The sequence below is a fragment of the Arcticibacter pallidicorallinus genome, from assembly GCF_003002875.1.
GTDB classification, from domain to species: domain Bacteria; phylum Bacteroidota; class Bacteroidia; order Sphingobacteriales; family Sphingobacteriaceae; genus Arcticibacter; species Arcticibacter pallidicorallinus.
Genome location: NZ_PVTH01000011.1, coordinates 78,124 through 100,627, shown reverse-complemented (window position 1 = coordinate 100,627; position 22,504 = coordinate 78,124). Strand labels below are relative to the sequence as shown.

General features: G+C 43.9%; 21 protein-coding genes. 14 read left to right on the top strand and 7 right to left on the bottom strand.

All coding sequences use genetic code 11. From position 1 onward, the window contains the following. Nucleotides 1–13 precede the first annotated feature (13 nt). The 9 genes from sufC (at nucleotide 14) to B0I27_RS15285 (ending at nucleotide 8,825) form a co-directional block, all read left to right on the top strand. Nucleotides 14–772, top strand: a complete 759-nt coding sequence (sufC, locus tag B0I27_RS15325) for a Fe-S cluster assembly ATPase SufC (RefSeq protein WP_106294934.1) — start codon at nucleotides 14–16, stop codon at nucleotides 770–772. Continuing rightward, the gene (gene sufD / locus B0I27_RS15320) at nucleotides 753–2,078 is read left to right on the top strand and encodes a Fe-S cluster assembly protein SufD (protein ID WP_106294932.1); all 1,326 of its coding nucleotides are present in this window, start codon (nucleotides 753–755) and stop codon (nucleotides 2,076–2,078) included. The genes sufC and sufD overlap by 20 nt, the downstream gene beginning before the upstream one ends. Nucleotides 2,079–2,104: 26 nt before the next feature. Continuing rightward, nucleotides 2,105–3,358, top strand: a complete 1,254-nt coding sequence (locus tag B0I27_RS15315; RefSeq protein ID WP_106294930.1) for an aminotransferase class V-fold PLP-dependent enzyme — start codon at nucleotides 2,105–2,107, stop codon at nucleotides 3,356–3,358. A 5-nt stretch (nucleotides 3,359–3,363) separates the two neighbouring features. Next, a complete protein-coding gene (locus B0I27_RS15310; RefSeq protein WP_106294928.1) occupies nucleotides 3,364–3,786 on the top strand; it encodes a SufE family protein in 423 nt (140 codons plus the stop codon). A 4-nt stretch (nucleotides 3,787–3,790) separates the two neighbouring features. Further along, nucleotides 3,791–4,111 carry an iron-sulfur cluster assembly protein gene (locus B0I27_RS15305; RefSeq protein WP_106294926.1) on the top strand — a complete coding sequence of 107 codons (321 nt, stop codon included), beginning with the start codon at nucleotides 3,791–3,793 and terminating at the stop codon, nucleotides 4,109–4,111. A 320-nt stretch (nucleotides 4,112–4,431) separates the two neighbouring features. After that, complete coding sequence (locus tag B0I27_RS15300; protein WP_106294924.1) at nucleotides 4,432–5,442, top strand: glutamine synthetase beta-grasp domain-containing protein; 1,011 nt, start codon at nucleotides 4,432–4,434, stop codon at nucleotides 5,440–5,442. A gap of 111 nt (nucleotides 5,443–5,553) precedes the next feature. Continuing rightward, the gene (locus tag B0I27_RS15295) at nucleotides 5,554–6,912 is read left to right on the top strand and encodes a glutamine synthetase family protein (protein WP_106294922.1); all 1,359 of its coding nucleotides are present in this window, start codon (nucleotides 5,554–5,556) and stop codon (nucleotides 6,910–6,912) included. A gap of 12 nt (nucleotides 6,913–6,924) precedes the next feature. After that, nucleotides 6,925–7,965, top strand: coding sequence for an aminoglycoside phosphotransferase/kinase family protein (locus B0I27_RS15290; protein ID WP_106294920.1), 1,041 nt, complete (start codon nucleotides 6,925–6,927; stop codon nucleotides 7,963–7,965). Between the two features lie 5 nt (nucleotides 7,966–7,970). Continuing rightward, nucleotides 7,971–8,825 carry an HAD-IIA family hydrolase gene (locus B0I27_RS15285; RefSeq protein ID WP_106294918.1) on the top strand — a complete coding sequence of 285 codons (855 nt, stop codon included), beginning with the start codon at nucleotides 7,971–7,973 and terminating at the stop codon, nucleotides 8,823–8,825. Nucleotides 8,826–8,866: 41 nt separating this feature from the next. On the opposite strand, the gene B0I27_RS15280 is transcribed toward B0I27_RS15285, so the two are convergent. Further along, nucleotides 8,867–9,397: a YceI family protein gene (locus B0I27_RS15280; RefSeq protein ID WP_106294916.1), complete on the bottom strand. Its 531-nt coding sequence runs from the start codon at nucleotides 9,395–9,397 to the stop codon at nucleotides 8,867–8,869. 164 nt (nucleotides 9,398–9,561) lie between these two features. On the opposite strand from B0I27_RS15280, the gene B0I27_RS15275 reads away from it, so the two are divergent. Further along, nucleotides 9,562–12,102 carry a DUF5686 and carboxypeptidase regulatory-like domain-containing protein gene (locus B0I27_RS15275; protein WP_245925529.1) on the top strand — a complete coding sequence of 847 codons (2,541 nt, stop codon included), beginning with the start codon at nucleotides 9,562–9,564 and terminating at the stop codon, nucleotides 12,100–12,102. 74 nt (nucleotides 12,103–12,176) lie between these two features. Here B0I27_RS15275 and B0I27_RS15270 read toward each other — a convergent pair whose 3' ends face one another. Then, a complete protein-coding gene (locus B0I27_RS15270) occupies nucleotides 12,177–12,368 on the bottom strand; it encodes a cold-shock protein (RefSeq protein WP_016194291.1) in 192 nt (63 codons plus the stop codon). Nucleotides 12,369–12,438: 70 nt separating this feature from the next. Beyond that, nucleotides 12,439–13,566, bottom strand: coding sequence for an alpha/beta hydrolase (locus tag B0I27_RS15265; RefSeq protein WP_181276799.1), 1,128 nt, complete (start codon nucleotides 13,564–13,566; stop codon nucleotides 12,439–12,441). Nucleotides 13,567–13,657: 91 nt separating this feature from the next. Here B0I27_RS15265 and B0I27_RS15260 point away from each other — a divergent pair, with 91 nt between their 5' ends. Further along, entirely contained in the window at nucleotides 13,658–16,378 is a 2,721-nt protein-coding gene (locus B0I27_RS15260) for an Ig-like domain-containing protein (protein ID WP_106294914.1), read from the top strand. Between the two features lie 66 nt (nucleotides 16,379–16,444). On the opposite strand, the gene B0I27_RS15255 is transcribed toward B0I27_RS15260, so the two are convergent. Beyond that, complete coding sequence (locus tag B0I27_RS15255; RefSeq protein ID WP_106294960.1) at nucleotides 16,445–16,942, bottom strand: YMGG-like glycine zipper-containing protein; 498 nt, start codon at nucleotides 16,940–16,942, stop codon at nucleotides 16,445–16,447. A 236-nt stretch (nucleotides 16,943–17,178) separates the two neighbouring features. Here B0I27_RS15255 and B0I27_RS15250 point away from each other — a divergent pair, with 236 nt between their 5' ends. The 3 genes from B0I27_RS15250 (at nucleotide 17,179) to B0I27_RS15240 (ending at nucleotide 19,895) form a co-directional block, all read left to right on the top strand. After that, complete coding sequence (locus B0I27_RS15250) at nucleotides 17,179–18,321, top strand: putative sensor domain DACNV-containing protein (protein WP_106294912.1); 1,143 nt, start codon at nucleotides 17,179–17,181, stop codon at nucleotides 18,319–18,321. Nucleotides 18,322–18,395: 74 nt separating this feature from the next. Continuing rightward, nucleotides 18,396–19,025, top strand: a complete 630-nt coding sequence (locus B0I27_RS15245) for a hypothetical protein (RefSeq protein ID WP_106294910.1) — start codon at nucleotides 18,396–18,398, stop codon at nucleotides 19,023–19,025. Nucleotides 19,026–19,115: 90 nt separating this feature from the next. Further along, nucleotides 19,116–19,895, top strand: a complete 780-nt coding sequence (locus B0I27_RS15240; RefSeq protein ID WP_106294908.1) for an N-acetylmuramoyl-L-alanine amidase family protein — start codon at nucleotides 19,116–19,118, stop codon at nucleotides 19,893–19,895. 9 nt (nucleotides 19,896–19,904) lie between these two features. Here the strand turns inward: B0I27_RS15240 and B0I27_RS15235 are convergent, their stop codons facing one another. The 3 genes from B0I27_RS15235 to B0I27_RS15225 form a co-directional block, all read right to left on the bottom strand. Then, nucleotides 19,905–20,348 carry a tail fiber domain-containing protein gene (locus tag B0I27_RS15235; protein ID WP_106294906.1) on the bottom strand — a complete coding sequence of 148 codons (444 nt, stop codon included), beginning with the start codon at nucleotides 20,346–20,348 and terminating at the stop codon, nucleotides 19,905–19,907. Nucleotides 20,349–20,437: 89 nt separating this feature from the next. Continuing rightward, the gene (locus B0I27_RS15230) at nucleotides 20,438–20,761 is read right to left on the bottom strand and encodes a hypothetical protein (protein WP_106294904.1); all 324 of its coding nucleotides are present in this window, start codon (nucleotides 20,759–20,761) and stop codon (nucleotides 20,438–20,440) included. A 74-nt stretch (nucleotides 20,762–20,835) separates the two neighbouring features. Continuing rightward, on the bottom strand, nucleotides 20,836–22,422 hold the full coding sequence (locus tag B0I27_RS15225; RefSeq protein ID WP_106294902.1) for a peptide chain release factor 3: 1,587 nt from the start codon (nucleotides 22,420–22,422) through the stop codon (nucleotides 20,836–20,838). Nucleotides 22,423–22,504 lie beyond the last annotated feature (82 nt).

The following is a 22,504-nucleotide window of genomic DNA, read 5'->3' as shown; positions in this document are numbered from 1 at the left end:
TTTTAATAAAAACATGCTTAATATAAATAATCTTCATTCTTCGATTGAAGGAAAAGAAATCCTTAAAGGGATTAACCTAAAAGTTAACGCTGGCGAGATTCACGCAATCATGGGTCCTAACGGATCAGGTAAGAGTACATTGGCATCTGTATTAGCAGGTAAAGAAGAGTACGAAGTTGGTGAAGGAGAAGTTTTGCTTGATGGTAAAGATCTATTGGACATGGCTCCGGAAGATCGTGCCCGTGAGGGTTTGTTTCTTGCTTTTCAATATCCTATTGAAATACCGGGTGTTTCAAACATCAACTTCCTTAAAACTGCTCTTTCTGAGATTCGCGCTTACAGGGGGTTACCAGAGTTGACTTCAAAGGAATTTCTGACATTGTTGAAAGATAAACAAGAGCTGGTTGAATTGAAATCTTCATTGGTTAACAGATCGCTGAATGAAGGTTTTTCCGGAGGTGAAAAGAAGCGTAACGAAATTTTGCAGCTTGCCATGCTTGATCCGAAACTGGCAATCCTGGATGAGACGGATTCTGGTCTGGATATTGACGCGTTGCGGATCGTAGCGAGTGGTGTGAATAAGCTTCGTAACGAGAATAATGCCTTTGTCATCATTACCCACTACCAACGCTTGCTGGAGTACATTGTGCCTGATTTTGTCCACATTTTATACGATGGACGCATTATCAAATCGGGAACGAAAGAGTTAGCGCTTGAGTTAGAGGAAAAAGGGTATGACTGGATAACACAACATGAAACAGGGATTGTATAATAAGTTTTATAATTATTTGACTGATCGTTTTGAACAAAAGCAGTCAACGGTATTGCCTTTTGAATCAGAGAGTCTGACTGGAAAGCGTAATCATGCATTTTCTGTGTTCAAGGAATTGGGTTTTCCTACCAGAAAAAATGAGGAATGGAAGTTTACAAGTCTGGCTTCAGCATTGAAAGACGACTTACAATGGACCATCGATCATAGCCACAGCGTTACCAATACGAATAAAATTGATAACCTTGAGGCGAGCCATATTGTATTGGTTAACGGAAAATATGCGCCAGAGCTTTCTGATGCTCTTCCCGAAGGAATTTCATTTTATGAGACCAGCGCGGTTCTTGCTGAGCCCCGTTTTGCTGAGAAGATAGCTTCTATTGCTACTGAACAGGATTCGTCTATGCTGGCTTTGAATACGGCTTTTTTTACAGAGATTAGTGTACTTCATGTCGCTAAGAATGCTCTAGTAGAGACACCGGTTCATGTATCGCACGTGTTTACGGTGAATGTTCACCCTGAATTTATACCGTATCGTATGTTGATCATCGCAGAGCAGCATAGTGAGGCAACGGTTATTGAAACCTACCATTCAGAGTCAGTAGTGCACCCGCTGTTTATCAGTTATGTAAGTGAACAGGATGTTCATGAATCTGCGATACTGCACACCCACATGATCAATACGCTTTGCGAAAATACCTATTTTGTTCAGCACAGGGAGGTACTACAGGCGCGCGACAGTGTTGTTAATAACTCAAATATTTCGCTTAGTGAGGTAAGTTTGCTTAGAAATGATCTGAATTTCCAACTTCAGGGGACGGGAACTGAGACAAACCTTCTGGGTGCGTACATATTGACAGACAGTCAGCATGTAGACAATCACACGTTGGTAGACCACCAGTCACCTCATTGTCACACAAACGAAGTGTATAAAGGAGTGTTGCTTGATAGCTCTCATGCCGTGTTCAACGGTAAAGTTTTTGTAAGGCAAGACGCCCAGAAAACCAGGGCATTCCAGCAAAATAACAACTTGCTATTAAGTGATAACGCGACAGTTAACAGTAAGCCTCAGCTTGAGATCTTTGCTGACGACGTGAAGTGTTCTCATGGATCGACAATAGGGCAGATGAACGATGAAGCCTTATTCTATCTTCAGGCAAGAGGAATAGGGAAAGACCTGGCAAAAAAGATGATTATGCAGTCATTTATTTTTGAAGTACTTGAGAGGTTGACTATACCAGCACTACAAGATTATACTTCAGAGTTGTTGTTCAAAAAACTCCAAAGTGAGAATCTGACTGTTGCATAATTTTTGTACAGTCGAAAAAAGAATTCATGGAAGCATTTACAGATCAAAACGAAACATCACTTCTATATAAGGGAGAACCCATTCATAAGCACTTTCCAGCGTTGCAGCAAAGTGTTTATGGGAAGCCATTGGTGTACTTTGACAATGCGGCCACAACGCAGAAGCCTCAGGCTGTTATTCAAGCGATAACGGATTATTACTCGACTATAAACAGTAATATTCATAGGGGGGTTCATTTCCTTAGTCAGAAAGCAACGGATGCGTACGAAATTACCAGGAATGCGATTTCAGAGTTTATCAATGCCGCGCATGCCTATGAAGTGATCTTTACGAAGGGGACGACAGATGGGATTAATCTGGTAGCGGATGCTTTTGGGTCTTATGGTTTAGGTCCTGGTGATTCTGTACTGATATCAGCTATGGAGCACCATTCCAATATCGTTCCATGGCAGATTGCGTGTGAGAAGAAAGGGGCTTTTCTGAAAGTCATTCCGATGAATGAAGCCGGTGAGCTTCTGATGGATGAATATGAGAAGCTTTTGGATGACAAGGTGAAGATTGTATCATTAACCTATGTGTCAAATAGTCTCGGAACGGTTAATCCTGTTAAGGAGGTGATCAGACTGGCACATGAGCGAAATATCCCCGTTTTAGTTGATGCCGCGCAGGCTGTACAGCACACAAAAGTGGATGTTCAGGAACTTGATTGTGATTTCATGGTGTTCTCTGGTCACAAGATGTACGGACCGACTGGTATTGGTATCCTTTATGGTAAAGAGGAATGGCTGAATAAATTACCCCCTTATCAGGGCGGTGGTGATATGATCAAGACTGTAACTTTTGAAGGTACAGAGTACAACGATCTGCCTTTTAAATTTGAAGCAGGTACTCCTCACATTGAAGGGGCGATCACCTTGCTTTCCGCGCTGGACTTTATTAAGGAGGTTGGGCTGGATAATATCGAGCGCCATGAATCCGAGCTACTGCGGTATGCTACTGAAAGGCTTTCGGAGATACCAGAGGTAAAAATCATCGGCACAGCAGGGAAAAAGGCAGGTGCCATATCCTTAATCGTAGACGGAGCTCACCCTTATGACATCGGTGTTTTACTCGACAAAATGGGTATTGCGGTTCGTACCGGTCATCACTGTACCCAACCGGTTATGGATTTTTATCAAATTCCGGGTACTTTGCGTTTATCATTCGCGGTCTATAACACAAAAGAAGAGATTGATCTCTTTATGACCAGTTTGAAAAGGGCTATTCAAATCTTAATTTAAACGGTATGACGATAAATGAGAAGCAAGACGAACTGATTGATGAGTTCGAGTTTCTTACCGATTGGGTAGATAAATATGAGCATATCATAACATCTGCAAAGGAGCTTCCTTTAATCAATGAGGAATATAAGCAGGATAAGTATCTGATAAAAGGATGTCAGTCTAAAGTTTGGTTGTATCCGGAGATGAAAGATGGAAAGATCTATTTTACTGCTGATAGTGACGCGATAATCTCCAAGGGGCTAGTGAATCTCATCGTACAGGTTCTGTCGGGATATTCTCCTTCAGCAATAATGGAGGCGGATCTGTATTTCATTGATCGCATAGGCTTGAAGGAGCATCTTTCGCCGACTCGTTCTAATGGATTGCTCTCCATGCTGAAGCAGATTAAGATGTATGCGTTTGCCTATAATTCATTAAAAGCGTAAGACTATGATAATTAACGATGCTGCTGGTTTGCAGGACGAGGTAATTGCAAGGCTGAGAACGGTTTTCGATCCTGAGCTCCCGGTTAATATATATGAGCTCGGTCTTATTTATGAACTAATCACTCATGTGGATGGAACGGTGAAAATTGTGATGACTCTTACAGCTCCCGGTTGTCCGGTAGCAGATCAGATTCTGCAGGATGTGGAGCGCAGGCTTTCGGATATTGAAGGTGTTAAAGAGGTGAGGGTGGAGATTACTTTTGATCCGCCCTGGGATCGAAGCATGATGAGTGAAGAGGCGCAACTTGAACTTGGTTTCATGTGAGCATATTTAAGAAGTTAAAGGCCGGTGCAGATGCACTGGCCTTTTTTTGTGCCGTTTTGTTTAGGAAGCTGCACAAGTCGTTGCATCGAGTTGACTTTTTTGATTGTAAAGCTGATTTCAGAGTTGTTTTTAGTGATGGTGTCGTGAATTAGGCGCCTATTGGAGAGTAAAAGTTCTTTTTTTAGTATTTTTTAATTTTTTACGAATTTTATGACGTTTTTTTTCAAAAAAATAAATAATAATGTACATTCGTGTAAGAGTTTAAAATATTATCTCTCGAAAACTTCATTAAATTATAATTATTACAGACATATTAGAAAATGGCAACTAAACTAGAGTACATCTGGCTGGATGGTTACAAACCGACACAAAGCCTGCGTAGCAAAACAAAAATTGAAAAGGATTTTAGCGGCAAACTGGAAGATTGCCCACTTTGGAGCTTTGACGGTTCTTCTACCGAGCAGGCGCCGGGAGGTTCATCTGATTGTGTCTTGCAGCCCGTGTTCATCTGTCCTGACCCTCAAAGAAAAGACGCCTATTTAGTAATGTGTGAAGTCCTGGATTCAGATCATAAGCCGCACGAGTCTAACGGTCGCGCTACAATTGAAGATGATGACAACGACTTTTGGTTTGGTTTTGAACAAGAATATTTCCTTTGGGATCCAGAAACCAGCAAGCCATTAGGTTTCCCCGCGGCAGGTTATCCTAGCCCACAAGGTCCTTACTACTGCTCTGTAGGTGCAAAAAATGCATTTGGAAGACATATTGTAGAAGAACATCTGGATGTTTGTCTCGAAGCCGGCCTCAACGTGGAAGGCATCAATGCTGAAGTAGCAGCAGGGCAATGGGAGTTCCAGATTTTTGCTAAAGGAGCAAAAGAAGCTGGTGATCAGATATGGGTTGCCCGTTACCTGCTCGAAAGAATCGGTGAGAAATTTGGCGTTGCGATCAACTGGCACTGCAAACCACTGGGAACACTAGACTGGAACGGTTCAGGTATGCACGCTAACTTTTCTAACACACTTTTAAGAACTGCTGGAAAAAAAGAGACCTACGATAAGATCTGCGAGGCATTCCGCCCGGTTGTCAAAGAGCATATTGACGTTTATGGTGCAGATAACCATCTTCGTTTAACAGGTAAACACGAAACTGCATCGATATTAGACTTCAGTTATGGCGTGTCGGATCGTGGAGCATCTATCCGAATTCCTTTATTCACTGTTGAAAAAGGATGGAATGGCTATCTGGAGGATCGTCGTCCGAATTCGGCAGCTGATCCATACAAAGTTGCAGCAAGAATCATCAAAACGGTAAAATCCGTAGAAGCTTAATAGCATACTGAAAAATCCTCTGAATCTTCAGGGGATTTTTTTTGCCGTATTTTTCCGGTTTTCCTTAATATCTTTATATCATTCTCAACGGTTAGACGCTACAATTTTCTCATGGATATCAGCCAAGTTATAGAGTATCTCAAAAATAAAAATGCGGATAAAGTTAAGTTCGCCTTTGCCGACATTGACGGCATATTGCGAGGTAAACTCATTCATTTGGATAAGTTCATCGCTGGTCTGGAATCTGGTTATGGGTTCTGCGACGTCGCCTTTGGATGGGATAGTGGGGATAAGTTGAATACAGATGTGGAGGTTACGGGATGGCATTCTGGCTTTCCTGATCAGCAGTGTTTTATAGATGTGGCTACGATGCGATTCATCCCCTGGCAAGATGACGTGCCTTTTTTTATGGCCGACTTCGGAAAGTTAAGCCAGGGAGCAGCAGAGGTATGCCCGAGGTCGCTCCTGAAGAAGGTACGCGATAGATGTACGGATATGGGATTTCATTCAGAATTTGCCCAGGAGTTTGAGTGGTTCAACTTTATGGAGTCCTCAGAATCTCTTCAAACCAAGCAGTTTAAGAATTTGAAGCCTCTTAGCTCTGGAATGTTCGGATATTCAGTTTTGAGGCCATCACAGCATTGCGAATATTACTATGATCTTTTTGATCAACTTGCCCGGTTCAATATCCCCTTGGAAGGTTTACATACGGAAACCGGTCCCGGTGTCTATGAGGCTGCAATAATCCACGACGAAGTGTTGTCGGCAGCAGACAAAGCTGTACTTCTAAAAGCATCTGTGAAAGAACTGGCCACTAAACACGGCATTACAGCAACTTTCATGGCCAAGTGGAACGAACAACTTCCAGGCTGCAGCGGTCATATCCACCAGAGTTTATGGGATTTGCAAAAGGAAACGAACTTGTTTTTCAATAGTGGAGATCCCCGCAATATGAGTGAGCTGCTTCAGCATTACATTGCAGGACAGCTCTACTGTCTTCCCTATATTATGCCGTTTTACGCACCAACCATAAACAGCTATAAAAGATTGGTCGAAGGCGCCTGGGCTCCTACTACAGTATCCTGGGGAATTGAAAATCGCACCACTGCATTACGTGTTATCAATCAGAATCATAAATTGACCAGACTCGAAACCAGGATCCCAGGCTCAGACAGCAATCCTTATCTGGCGATGGCTGCCTCACTCGCATCTGGGCTGTATGGTGTCGAAAACAAGATCCCATTACATATACCTGCTATTGAAGGAAACGCCTACGAACAATTGAGTATCGAAAAGCTTCCTTCCAATCTTTACGAGGCAACAATGATCATGAGCAAGTCTCCTCTTCCTGTCGAGCTTTTTGGCTCTGCTTTTATCAATCACTTTAGCAAGACCCGCTTTTGGGAGTGTAAGGAGCAAAGCAGATATGTAAGTGACTGGGAACTGAAGCGATACTTCGAGATTATCTAAGAGGAACTACCAATGGATTATTCCAGAATCATAAAAAAGGCGTGGAAAGAATATGATCCGACGAAAACGATCCGCCGGATTCAGGACATCAGCGCCATGGTGTCTACCAATCATGTTTTCAGAATCTTGTTTGAAGATGATGATATCGTTATTGCTAAATTATCTTACTTTGGAAGGTATGATCACTTCAAGGAGGATCATCGGATCATCCATTCTCTCGCAAATAACCTGCTTTACCCATTTGAGAACTTCCTTGCAAAGTCTCTGCTGAAGAACAACCGCGTATACACTTATCGTTACAAGACGGGGAAGACCGATACCTGGGTTGTCTTTTATAACCCTACACGCGTTCAGAACCGGCTCCCTAAAAGACTCGAAGAATCCAATATCCGGAAATTAGGCTACCAGGTAGGCAAATTCCATCGCGCCTGCTCGAGGGTCAGCAAAGTGCTTCCCAAGTCTTCAAAAACCCTTAGCACGGATATCAACACTTTACTGAAGCAATTAAACTCGGCTAAATTCAAGAAACGCTTCAGTGCAGACGATATCGATTTGATAAGGCATCATTGCGAGACTTTCCTCAAAAACAGACTGCTTTACAACGCTGGTGCTTTTGAGACGATTCCAGTCTTTATAGACTGGAATATCGGGAATTTCTCGGTTACTCCTAACCTGAAGCTTTATTCCAGATGGGACTATGACTGGTTCAGAATGAGCAGTCGGATGATGGATTTTTACTTTTTCAGTCGGGTAGTGTCCCATGCGGGCGATAAGACAGTGTTCAGTTACCTTATTAATCCGCTTAACGAAGACCGGTTTATAATGTTTTTAGAAGAGTATCATAAGGTCAATCCACTAACTGCGGTTGAGATAAGATTTCTTAGGGAAGTATATCGCTTCTTTATCTTAAATTACGTTATCAAAGACGGGGGTTATTTTTTCAACGAGCAATATGCTACGAAGCTGCAGGCTGAAGCCCTGAGTATTTATCTGCCTTCCGTAGATCGTGATTTTGATCCGGAAAGGCTAATATCCGCCTTGAATCTTAGATAAGCAGAATGAATGAAATCGTCGACTTTGACTCTATTCTCGACCAATACAAAGTAGTGTTTTTTGATGCTTTTGGCGTTCTTAAAAACTATAATGGCTTGTTACCGGGTATTGAAAGAACATTTGATCTCTTAAAAGAAAAGAGGAAGGAATATTATATAGTTACCAACGACGCTTCCCGAAGCCCCGAGCAGCTGGCTGCAGGCTATCATCGGCTTGGCTTAACGGAAATATCCCATAAGCGCATCATCTCCTCTGGTATGCTTGCAAAGGAATATCTGGACCTGAAAGTTCCCGGGGGTATTGTTGCCTACTTAGGCACACCTAACTCAGCACATTATATCGAAAGTTCAGGGCTGAGGACTTTACCCGTTAGTGCCATAGATGATAGAAATGTCCATGATGTAACGGCCTTGCTTTTTCTTGACGATGAAGGATTTGACTGGTGCAGGGATCTAAACAAAACGGTGAACTTGTTGCGTACTAGAACTATTCCCGTAATTGTTGCGAATACGGATTATGCCTACCCTACAAACGAAGATAAGGTGGCGATTGCGATAGGCGGGGTAGCTGCTATGCTTGAAACGATACTGGGACGCGAGTTTATTCGCTTCGGAAAGCCGGAATCTCAGATGTTTATGTTTGCATATGAGCAAATCAGAAAGCGGATTGCCATAAGTAAAAAAGAGATTCTTATGGTCGGCGATACACTCCACACGGATATCCTAGGAGGTAACAAGTTCGGACTTGATACGGCCCTTGTTTTAACGGGTAATACGCTGCCTAAGGACTTGACATCCATCATCGCCCGAACAGGGATAATTCCTACCTATATCTGCGAATCAGCGGTTGTAAATAAATAACCGGTTCAGGGTTTACGCTCTGAACCGGTTTATATGGATAATTATGCCTGTTTAACGAACTGAATTTCAGCAAGCAATCTGATGTCGTCACTTACCACAACCTGTCCGGCCTCTGTAACAGCACTCCAGGTTAAACCAAATTCTTTTCTACTGATCTTTCCGGAAACGGTAAAACCTGCTTTAGTTTGGCCATATGGGTCAATAACGATGCCCCCGAACTCTGCTTTTAAAGTCACCGGTTTGGTAGTGTCTTTAATGGTCAGGTCTCCGGTTACAGTGAAGTCATCACCGGAAGCTTCCACACGGCTACTCTTAAAAGTCAATGCAGGGTATTGGCTGGCGTCGAAGAAATCAGCCGATCTCAAATGCTCGTCTCGTTGACTGTTATTGGTGCTTATTGAATCGATCGAGGCGGTAAAGTCGACGGAAGAGACAGACGAGAAATCATCGCCTTCAGTCACTGCTGTCGCATCGAATTCATTAAAATTACCGGTTACGGTGGTGATCATTAAGTGTTTTACCTTAAACTGAATCTCACTGTGAGTAGGGTCAATTTTCCAATTAGTTGCCATAGTTTTATCTGTTAAATTATGTTATTATTCTTTTGTAAATAAATGATAGACAAAAATACTCGTTATATTGTCGAAGCAACTTAACCCAGATTAAGAAATAAATTTAGCGCCTCCAATCTTCGATGAATTGTATACAATACCAACCCCTTACTGCCCTCGTTGTTATGGTTATTCTCTCTTTACAGAGCTATTCTCAGGGAATTCGCGGTAAAATCTTCGGGTCTGATGGTAAACCGCTGCCTTACGCTTCCGTATTCATAACCGATAGTCAGTCGGGTACCTCCGCAAATGCCAATGGAGAATATCAAGTAAGGTTACCTAATGGCACTCATAAGATCAGAATACAGAATATTGGATATGGATCTCAGGAGGCCGTTGTAGAAGTTGCAGACGGCTGGACGGATCGGGACTTTCTCTTAAAGGTTCAGGATTATCTGCTTCAGGAAGTTCAGGTAGATAAGGGGAGGAAACAAGACTATGCCTATACCATCATGAGGAATGCGATAGCGAAGAGCAAGTTTCATCGCCTTCAATATAAGAGCTATCAGATGAGGGTGTATGTGAAAGGCACCGGAGAGCTTCTCAAAGCGCCGTTTTTTGTAAAGGGCAAGTTGAAGAAGGAAGGTGTTAAGCTGAATGAAGCTTATACGTCCGAATCTGTGAGTATCGTTAGCTTTTCGCAGCCGGATAAAGTGACCGAAAAAGTTATTGCAGTCCGTTCAACCGGCGAAAACTCAGGCGCGGGTTCGCCCTCCATGTTCATCAGCGAAACCTTTTACCAAGACAAAGTTGCCAATATTCTGTCTCCCTTATCCAGATCGGCCTTTCAATACTACAGCTTCCGGTACGAGGGAAGCTTCACGGAGGGAAAAGATATTATCAATAAAATCAGGGTAATCCCAAAGTCGAAAGGGGACAATATTTTTGATGGCCATATTTATATTGTGGAAGATGAGTGGGCTATTCATAGCGTTAATTTGCGTACAAGCCTTCTTGGATTCCCGATACTGGTCAAACAAAACTTCGCTGAAGTTGCGCCGCGTCTCTGGTTGCCGGTTCATCACCAGTACGAATTTGCAGGCAGCGTGCTCGGCTTCGCGGGACACTATAAATACATTGCCAGCTGCAGTCAGTTTAAAGTTGTTATTGACGAAAAGCTTAAAGCTGAGGCGCAGGTGATAGCCACAGTTCCGACAGGCGATGCTGAACCTGCAGTCAGGCAGGAACCGAACGGTCAACCCGTCACCAGGAGACAATTCCGTAAGATGATCGATGAGTACGAGAAGGAAAGTTTACGGCAGCAAAAGAACCCCAAAGTGGTAGCAGAAAGAACGATTGAAACGGATACCCTCGCTCACAAGAAGGATTCAACGTTCTGGACGGAGGAGCGCTCTACGCCCCTGACCGAAAAGGAAATTCAGGGATACAGGAGAGATGATTCCTTAGCAAAAGCCTCAGTAGCGAAAGAAGCCGCTAAAGATAGTTCCCGTGTCGGATCAGGCAAGTTCAACGGGCTACAGTTGATAACGGGTGGAAGCTACAGGATAGATAGCCTAACCAGGATCAGTATTCATCCAACTCTTAAGCAGTTTTATTACAATACAGTCGAAGGATTCAATATCAACTTTAGTGCAGAGCTGCGAAAAAGCTTTGAGAACAGTAAAAGGAAGCTTAGCTTCACACCCTCTCTTCGCTACGGCTTGGCAAGCGAAAGGTTTTATGCCAAGGCAAAACTGGAATATGGCACCAGGGCTAACAGTTTTTCTTTCGAGGGCGGAAGCTTTGTAAGCCAGTTCAATCCTGAAGATCCTATTCACCCCCTGGTTAACTCAATAACTTCGCTGATTTCGCGCAGGAACTTCATGAAAATTTATCAAAAAGATTATCTGCGCGGTGCTTACTCCTATAAGCCCTCTCCATTTCTTTCTCTTACCGTAGGTGCCGAGTTCGCACGGAGAACGGAGCTGTTCAACAACACTAACTATAGCTTTTTTCGCAGAGAATCGAGAGCTTATACCGACAACCGACCCGAAAATATAGAGCTGGGTCATGCAGGATTCCAAACACATAATGCAGTAATAACCGACGTGATGTTGCGGTATCGGCCAGGCGAAGCCTACAAGTTGTACAATGGAAGAAAGGTCCCTCTTTTCGACAGATCACCCGAATTCCTCCTGCATTATAGAAAGGGAATAGCTGGCCTGGCAGACAGTAAGGTAGATTTTGATCAGCTGGAAATCGGTATAAACCACTCCTTTCCGGCGGGGTTAGGTTCTGTACTCAGCTTTGAACTCAGAGGAGGAGCTTTTCTAAACAACAAACAGACCTACCTTATGGATTATAAACATTTTGATGCCAATCGTACCTTTCTTGGCAGCTTAAAGCCAGCTGGTTCATTCCGCCTGCTCGACTACTATAACTATAGCACCGATAACACGTACCTTTCCGCCAATGTCTATTATCAACTACGAAAGTTACTGATTACCCGGATTCCGGAGGTTAGACTGGCAGGGCTGAAGGAAAGCCTTTTTGTTAACTATCTAAAAACGAAGTACTCTCCGCACTATTATGAGCTGGGCTATTCACTTGACAACGTCTTTAGAATATTCCGTATTGAGCTCGCTGCATCCTTTGAGGGCAGGCACTATCACGATAAAGGCATCAGATTGGGGATTGCATCTATGTTCCAGGTAAACGGACGATAGATTCCTTAGGTCTCTAAACAAAAAAAGCATCCGGAGGAGCCGGATGCTTATACGATATATGATGACGTTAATCTCTAGATTACTTTTACATTAACCGCATTTAAACCTTTTTTACCTTGTTCTACTTCGTAGCTAACGGTATCATTCTCACGAATGCTATCGATTAGGCCAGAAGAATGAACGAAGATTTCGCTGCCACCTGAGCTTGGTTTAATGAATCCGAAACCTTTAGTTTCGTTGAAAAATTTTACTGTTCCTTCTTGCATTGTATTTATTATTAAAGTACTAAAGGTAAGTAAAAAAAATACAAATCAATCGATTACACACATTTTTGTGTTACTTTAAAATTTTTCTGAGAAATGTGTCTACGGTAAACGTGGAAAGTTGACCGCCCGGACCGTTCAGTGTATAGTCGAATCCATGCGTTGCCCAAGGCAGCGTTAATAAATAGTGAGGCACCCCATTCGCCTCCAGCTTGGCGGCCAACCGCGTGCTGTGCTCATAGGCAACAAGAACATCATTCCTGCCATGAATCAAAAGGGTAGGGGGGCTATCTGCCGATACATGTTCAATAGGGGAGGCAGAGCTGTATCTTTCTGGTACTTGTTTGTAAGTACCACCGAGATAATTTTCCATAACATGCCGCGAATCCATCACCCAACGGCTTGCCGGTTTGCTGTAACCCCAGATCATATCAGCCGGACCATAAAAACTGATCACCCCTTTCAAGCCAGGCACCGTATTCTGATACGCCGCCAAAAGCGCTATCTGAGCCCCTGCAGATCTGCCTAAAATAACCAATCTGGAAGTATCTATTTTCAAACGCTCCGATTCGGCTTTTAAAAATAAAAGGGCTTGCCCAACATCTTCGAGAGGCTTTGGACTTTGCCACTCTGGAGCTTTATGATAGTTTACCGAAGCAACATGGTAGCCATGGTTTGCTAAATGGGTATTTAGTTCCGGAAGTTGCCCGCTGTCGCCACTGCTCCAGGAGCCGCCGTGCACTACAACGATGCAGGGCCTCAACCCCGCGCTGTCCGCGGGGTAAAAATCCATGGTGCCGGCCGCTCCTCCGTTTTCAGCATACCGGAGCGTGTCATATCTCGCATCGGAGTTTCCCCGTGTCGCGAGCTTCCAAAAGCTAAAGGCAGGATGACCGGATGCAGAGACATGGTTGCCTTTTAAGGCTTGATTCAGTTCAATTTCCAGATTGTCTGCAATAAGTAAAGCACGGGCAACGGGAGTCGAAAATAGTACGAATGCCAGCACAGAGATCACCGTTCCCGCGGTCTTGAATCTTTCCGTAATGCTCGACATCAGGATTAAAACGAGGGCAATTCCCATAAAAATGAGCGGAAACTCCGAGACCATAACTGCCAGTAACCAGGTATGATAGGTGGGGGCGTTGAAAACGCTTAAAAGAGAAAGTAACAAACTGGCTATGGAGAGCCCTAAACGGATCATACGGATGTGAAAAAATGTTAAACGTTGTCTTACTGTGGTATGCTAGACCATAATTGAATATCTTTATGCACCAATTTGTTTATTTACTTTGATGAATTTCATAAAAAAGTCATACTCCCTACTGTTTTTTTGTCTTCTGTTTCAGCTATCCGCATTTGCGCAGGATGATAGTGTGAGCCTTAATACTATACTGGAAAAGGCTGTAAAATACTCAGAACACTATCCGCCAGAACACGCTCATATACATTTTGACAAGCCCTATTATGCCGTCGGTGATACCATTTGGTTTAAAACCTATATTGCCAGTCGAATGCGTCAGCCCTCACCCTTGAGCAAGATTATTTACGTCGACGTAATCAACGAGCGCGATTCGCTGATCGAAACAATCAAACTTCCCGTAAAAAACGGTGTCGCCAGCGGAAACCTCACCCTGGCTCCCCTCAACTACGCACAAGGAAATTATCATTTCAGAGCCTACACCAACTGGATGCTCAACTTTGGGGAGTCATATTTCTTTTCAAAAACAGTGATCATCGGAAATACGCTGAACAAAAAGCTTTACACCAATGTTCAGCTCAACGGGAGCCAGTCTGACAAATCAGCCCAAATAAATGCCAGGGTACAATTCAAAGATGAGCAGGGTAAACCGTATGCCAATCGGAAAGTAAGCTGGAAAGTAGACTCAAAATTTGAAACCATTCATAAGGGCAGAGGAACCACAGACGAAAACGGTTATCTCACTGTTTCCGTGTCAAACAACAGCAAAGCAGTTCTCGATGCCGGAACATTGGAAACCATCCTCACTCTGGATGACCGGAACTTAACCAGTAACTTTCCATTGAAATCAGCGCTTACAACGAATGATATACAATTCCTTCCCGAAGGAGGGATCGCTATTGCCGGATTAACAACCAAGTTCGCCTTCAAGGCGATTAAAAGTGATGGACTTGGTGTTGGCGCTAAGGGCGAGATAACAGATAATACAGGTAGAAAGATAGCAGACTTCGCATCACAGCATCTTGGATTAGGTTCAGTGACTTTCATTCCCGAACTCAATAAGACCTATTCTGCCAACGTGGTTTTTGCCGACGGGACAAGGGGAACGTTCAAAGTTCCTGAACCGCTAACCGAAGGAATCAGCATAGCGGTGAACAGTTTAGATACCGCTAACCTCTCAGTAAGGATCTCGGCGAGCAATTCCTTTCTTGAAAACTATCGCGACAGAGCATTTTACATCGTGGCACAAAGTGCCGGTGTAATCTGCTATGCTGCTCAAACGAAACTTCAAAGTCAGGTCTATAATGCGCTGATTCCGAAAAATAAATTTCCCACCGGCATCGTGCAGATTACTTTGTTTACCTCTTCAGGAATGCCCCTGAGCGAACGCATTGTGTTCGTGCAGCATCAAAATCCTTTTACCATTACTGTTACGAGCGACAAACCGTCTTACCAGCCAAGACAGAAGGTCAAGCTCAATATATCTGCCAAAAATCCGCTAAACGTGCTGCCCGGAAGTTATTCACTAGCGGTAGTTGATGAAACCAAAGTGCCGTTTAATGAAGATGCAGAGACATCCATCCTCAGTAGCTTGCTTCTCAAATCTGACCTGAAAGGATATATCGAACTCCCCAATTATTATTTTAACAAGCAAACCGACAAAAAACGGGCAGATCTGGACCTACTGATGTTAACGCAAGGGTATCGCGCCTTCGAATACGAAAATTACCTGAACGATAAATATCCCACCATCTCCTTTATGCCGGAGCAGGGAATGGATATTACCGGCACGCTCAGGCAAATGAATGGGATGCCCGTCAATAAGGGCAACATGCAGTTGAGTATACCCGATAAAAATATATCACTGAGCGTTTTAACCGATGCGGACGGCAAGTTCAAATTTAATAACCTTGATTTTCCCGACTCATCTAAAGCTATTTTGAGCGCCCGAAATAACATCAACTCACGCAATATGATGATTGCGGTTGATGGCGCCGCATTTCCGGCTATCACTCAGAACCGGAACGTTGCCGATGAAATCGTCAACATCGATAGCATTCTGAGTCCTTATCTGGAAAATAGCAAACGTCAGTACCGTACGGCTAACCTTCTTGATGAGGTCGTGGTGAGAGCGAAGAGTCCTGTTAAGCGACCTAGTCACGCTGACCACTCCTCCCTGAGCGGATTAAGTATGATGCCCGATCACCTGATAGAAGGCGAGAGGTTCAAAGATTGCCCGTTCTTAATCAATTGCCTGAAGACTTCCGCCATGGGACTGATCTTCGTCGATGAGCAGTTCTATGTGAACAGAGATTATAACGCCGGCCGGCGAGTCCCTGTACAAGTATTTTTAAACGGAATGCCGATTGATGTTATCGGTTTAAACTCCGTAGCCTCATCAGAAGTAGAATCCGTTGAGATATTCCTAAAAGACGACCTTGGTACCGTAAACCGCCTTTACAATACCAATGGTGTTCTTGTGGTCAATACGAAAAAGGTGGAAAAACTGAAACTTAAGCCTGGCGACCTTGCTGATCTCCTGCCTAAGAGCAACGTAGTCGACTTTACCCCGCTCGGATACCGAAAAGCCAGACAGTTCTACTCTCCCAAGTATGAGGGGCCGCGTAAAGGTGTTATCAGCGCGGATCTCAGAACAACGATATTTTGGGATCCGATGATCACTACGGATAAAGACGGCAATGCATCTGTCGAGTTCTACAATTCCGATGGAAGAGGGTCATTCCGGGCGATTATCGAAGGGATGGATAATGAAGGGAACGTTGGGAGGTATCTATACCGATACAACGTCAAATAGTATAAACAAGAAGAGCCGATCCATCAGGGTCGGCTCTTCTTGTTATGAAATAATGGTAGAAGTGTTTTATTTCTGAACCCTTCCGGTTTTCCTATCATTTGCACGTCCGATGGCGTAACCAGTACCCGCACCGACAACACCACCTATAATAGCACCACGCGCATCCTTCTTATCAACCAGAATTCCGGTTACTGCACCTGCACCTGCGCCAATAGCGGCACCTTTAGCTGCAGAGCTCCATCCCTTTTTCTGAGCTTGAGGTGTGGCAGTAGCTGTACCGTTTGAAGGTGACTGTACATAATGTACGGTATTGGTGTTCGAACCTTTTGGTCTGGCAGCCAGTGCAGCTGCGGCAGCAGTTGCTGCAATTTCCTTTTTCTCGGCCTCAAGTCTCTTTTCCTCTTCCAGAGCAGCCGAAGCTCTTTCGAAACTGTCGAGACGTAAACTATCTTTGATTGCTTTTAATGAATCACGTTGCGCTTGTAAATTTGCTTCTTGCTTACCGTTCGTGCTGCATGCAACAACTATTGATGCAAAAGCCAGCAAAATAAATACTCTTTTCATAATTATCATTCTTGGTACTTATATAGACATAATGATGCCAGAAAGGTTTAAACCGGAGATTTGCGCTGCGTCTCGGTTATAAGTACCTGAAGGGGAGCTCTATTACTTGCAAATAAATAAAACAATAATTAAAAAATCTGTCAAACGCCCACTTAAGTGCTCTACTGAATTGTCATATTGTCCAGATATCTATACAATATGAAAAGAAAATAAACAATTACGCTTATTTTTATTGTATGACCGGAGTTTATGAATCTACCTATCAGGCTGCACGTTCTGTAGCTGCAACCGTCGAATCACATTTTGCGCACCATGTCAGTACTGCTGCACGAAATGGGGTGTCAGATCTCGCTGAACATCCGCGGGCATACTACATCGAGGCCATTATCGATGCCGCGTTCTGGGCGAGCTTGCGCAAGGAGGAGGGCCGAAGCCCCCGAATATCCATAGCGTTTCTCCCTCCTGATCAGGTCGACAGCGCATTGTTGTTCGGGAACCGCCTGAAGCTGACTCCTCTTGTACTCACCAAACTGGCTCCTGGTATCGAACGTCCGGGAGTTCACCTGGGGGTGTGGTATGACGAGAATGGTCTGTATATCTGGGGAACGACTATAAAACTTCCCAACTTCTGTTTTGTGCTGGATGTGTCAGAGCCTGGGCTACTCGTAATCAAACACAGAAGAATGAGCGGTTTTGGAAAATATTCAAACGTAGCTGTATTGAAAGGCGACCAGGTTAAGGTGGTCGATGAGTCCTGTGTTCATCATGCAGATTGTCCCCCAATTCTGAAAGCACTGCTCGATTTATCCGCATTAATCGACCACTCCGTCAACGTGCTGATCCAGTTGGCAGTATCTATGCGAGCGCATCATCAGGGTGGAATCTTGTTGGTTGTTCCTAAGGGGAGTGATGACTGGAAGCGCTCCATCATCCAGCCCATGCAGTATCCGGTTTCGCCCCCGTTTACTGGTCTCGCCAATCTGGTGTGGGAAGAAGGCGTAGAGCGTAGTGAAAGCATCTGGCAAAGCATGCTGAACAGAGAAGTGGATAATCTTGCAGGGCTCACCGCCATTGATGGTGCTACCATCATCAATGATCAGCATGAATTGATCGCTTTCGGCGCGAAGATCAGTATCGCCGAAACCAGTACGCGCCTGGAAAGTGTTGCACTTATAGAGCCGGTTGTAGGTGGTGAGGCTGACACCGTACACCCAGGCAAGATCGGAGGTACACGTCACCTTTCGGCAGCTCAGTTTGTTCATGATCAGCATGATGCTATCGCTTTGGTCGCTTCCCAGGATGGCGTCTTTACGATCTTCAGCTGGTCGCCATCGGCGCAGACTGTTCAGGCACATCGTATCGATACCTTGTTGTTATAGAGTAAAATAATCGCTGATCCATAACGTTTTTAGTTATATCTACGTAATAACTATATACAAACACACACACACATATGAAAAAGCACTATAACCAATTTCTGATCTTAATGGCAGCTGTGCTGATATTAAGTTCCTGCGGAACCTCCACTCAAATTTTAGGTGTCTGGCAAAAACCGGATAGCAGAACGATTTCCTATCAAAAAGTCTTGGTCGCCTCCCTCACCAACAACCTCAGTGCACAACAAAAAGTCGAAAGCGAGCTTGCCGCGATATTAAGCGGTCCTGGTGTCGTCGTCACCAAGAGCCTCGATGCTTTCCCGCCCAGCCTGGAAAGCAAGAAAAGTAAAGATAAAGATGCTTTATTAAAGAAGCTTAGGGGGTATGACAGTGATATTATCGTAACGAATACCGTTGTCGATAAAAAGCTTCGCCAGAGTTATAACCGCCCATATTACGGCCCCTGGGGTTGGGGTGGCTATTGGGGTTACCGAGGTTGGTATGGTGGGTTCTATGATCCGGGCTTTGCGGTGATGGACAAAGAATACTACCTCGAAACAAATGTATTTGATTCCAGAAGCGGAGAGCTTGTATGGTCGGCTCAATCTCGCACAAGTAACCCCTCCAGTCTGGAAAACTTCATTGAAGACTATGCTCAGGTCATCGCAAAAAAGATGATAGAAGATGGAATAATTAAGCAGTACTAGTACACAAAAGTGGCTGTTTTCGATTTAAAGGCGCATTTTATAGAGATATCTATATCTTTGCGCCTTTATCATTAACGAACTACATCGCACATGATTAAATCCGTCTGCCGAATTTTTCTGCTCTTACTTCTTCCACAATTGATACTTGGTGAATCTGCCGAAAGTCTGGCTACAACATTTACAGTGGTCATTGACGCCGGACACGGAGCACACGACAGCGGGGCGCTCGGCAAACGTTCCAAAGAAAAAGACCTCGCATTACAAATAGCCCTTAAGCTTAGTACTAAGCTTAAAGCAAACGGAGTAAGGGTTGTGATGACCAGGAGTACAGACAAATTTTTGCCTCTTTACGAGAGGATAGGAATGGCCAATAAAGTAAAGGCAGATCTTTTTATCTCTATCCACTGTAACTCTATGCCGCTGAATAAGCGCAACCGCGCATCCATTAGAGGAACGGAAACATTCGTTTCCGGTTTCGGAAGACTGGACGAGCAAGATATCGCCCTCCGGGAAAACGCGTCGATCTTACTGGAGAAGGATTACAAGAAGAACTACGCGGGTTATGATCCTAAAGATCCGGAGAGTTACATCATTCTCTCGCTAATGAAGAATGCTTTCCGTACGCAGAGCATACAATTTGCGAGCCTGATTCAGAAAGAATATAAATCATCGGGTCGAATCGACAGAGGAGTTCATGAAAAGAGTCTGGCTGTATTAGCAAGGGCAGCAATGCCTGCGGTATTAACAGAGGTAGGTTTTTTGAGTAGTCCTGAAGAAGAGCAATACATGAAATCTGCCGCGGGGCAGAATGAAATTGTAACCGACCTCTCGAATGCGGTATTGGCATACAAGAAGTCGGTTAAAAAATAAAAAGCGCTGTTATTTGGATGTCATAGACTTCAGCGACTGAAGATCTGCTTTCAAGCGTTCGATCTCAGCCTGCTGCTCTTTAACAGAGGCTACAAGAATAGCGATAAGACTCTCCATTTCTACATCCTTGATTTCGGTAGTTTTGAAAGCATTTTTGCCTGCAGGAACCATTTTCTTCTGGCTCTTTACGATTCCCGGAAGCACTTTCTGTACGTCCTCTGCAATAAAGCCATACTGCTGTCCTGAGGGTAATTTAAGTTTGTTAGCCTGGTTTTTATCGTATTCAAATGATATAGGCTGCAACTGTTCCAGATAAGATAAAGAATTTGTCAAAGGCCTTGCGTTTTGCTTCAGATCGTTATTCGTTACTGAACTTGTTTGTGCGGATACGCTGGCTGATATACAAAGGAATCCCATTAGGAATAATCCATTTTTTAAATTGAACTGTGTCATAAATGTTTGTTAAGTTAAAATATAGTGGTACCATCCAGGCCTTATGACCCGGTTTAATGCATTGCCCGATGTAGAGGTTTAGAACTTACCTATGAAAGGTTAGGAGGGGGAGTAGGGATAGAGGGATAGAAAGTAATGAGTTGAAAGTCCCTGCTGATAACAGGTTGTCTGAACAAGTTTTTGCAAAGAGGTGAAAGAGCATTTTTGTTACTATCTGTTACCCAAATCTCTTTAGCAGATGCCTCTTTTGTATTTTCAGCTTCAGTAGCACTTCTTTCCGGCTCAGACAAAACCATTTCGTAAGCGTGTGTACGGTCTGCTAAAATAAAAGACATAATAGACACGTCCGACTTTTCCAGTACGGCAAAGATTAATAGAGACAAGACTATGAACTTGCTGAAAGTCTGCTTCATACTTATTCTTAAACGCGTCAATTCGCTAACTGTTTGAGCTGCAAAAATATGAAACTCTAACGCAAAAAAAGCATTTATCGTTTAAATTCTGACGTAGTATGAAATTCTACATCCGGAAAGTCGCGTTTCGCCAGGTTGATCGCCCAGTCATTATCCGCTAAAAATACCGGATTGCCGTCTTTGTCAAACCCGATATGAGAAGACCGTCTCTGCATGATTTCCTGTAACGTTTTCTTATCCTTAGCAGTGATCCAGCTGGAGCGGGAGAAGGACAGTGGTCTAAACGCACACTTGGCTCCATATTCATGTTCCAGTCTGAAACTGATTACTTCAAACTGCAGAGCGCCTACTGCGCCAATGATCTTACGATTGCCGGGCTGTTGTACGAAAAGCTGTGCCACGCCTTCTTCGGTAAGCTGTTGTATGCCTTTTTCAAGTTGCTTTGATTTTAGGGGATCTCTGTTCTCCACCTCCTTAAATATTTCAGGAGAGAAGCTCGGAATGCCCTTGAATTGTAGCTCTTCACCTTCTGTCAGTGTATCACCAATCTTGAAGTTACCGCTGTCATACAAGCCTACAACGTCGCCTGGCCATGCTTCTTCTACCAGCGTCTTATCATTTGCCATGAAGTCCATTGGGTTCGAAAACTTCAGCTTCTTACTCAGGCGGGTGTTGATGTAAAACTTATTTCGTTCAAACTTCCCCGAGCAGATCCTTAAGAACGCAATTCTGTCGCGATGTTTAGGGTCGAGGTTGGCGTGAATCTTAAATACGAAGCCCGTAAAGTTTTTCTCTTCAGCATAAACCATCCGCTGCTCTGCTTCGCGGCTCGCCGGACTCGGTGCAATGTCAATAAACGTATCAAGCAGCTCGCGTATCCCGAAGTTGTTGATAGCACTGCCAAAAAACACAGGTGCCAGCAATCCTTCTTGATACATCTCCTTGTCAAGTGGTCCGTAGATCCCCTCGGTAAGCTCCAGATCGCCTTTAAGCTTGTCGAGGTGTTTGCTGGCAAGATATTCCGATAGCAAAGGGTCGTGCAGGTCTTTCACCTGTATAACGGGTTCAGTAACCTTAGATTTGTCAGACTCAAATAAGTTGAGCTGGTTACCGTAAATATTGTAAACACCCTTAAAAGTATGACCCTGCCCAATAGGCCATGACTGTGGGCAAACGCTGATCGTTAATTTGGTTTCCAGTTCATCCAGAAGATCGAATGCATCCTTACCTTCACGGTCCATTTTGTTAATGAAGATGATCACCGGAGTGTTACGCATACGGCAAACTTCCATCAGCTTTTCAGTCTGTTCCTCGACCCCCTTTACACTGTCAACAACCAGAATAACGCTGTCAACAGCAGATAAGGTGCGATACGTATCCTCAGCAAAATCCTTGTGACCCGGAGTATCCAGAATATTGATACGTTTCCCCTTATACTCAAATCCCATCACAGAGGTGGCAACAGAGATGCCTCTCTGCTTCTCAATTTCCATGAAATCGGATGTCGTGTTTTGATTAGCCTTATTGCGTTTAACTGCACCAGCGGTGTTTATGGCGCCACCAAACAAAAGGAATTTTTCTGTCAGTGTGGTTTTACCCGCATCGGGGTGACTGATAATGGCGAAGGTTTTTCTTTTTTCTATTTCTGGATGGACACTCATTGTTTCAAAGAAAGCGCTGGGGCTGTAACGTTATAAAAATTAATGGCTGCAAATGTACCATTTAAAATTGTAAGATAGGATA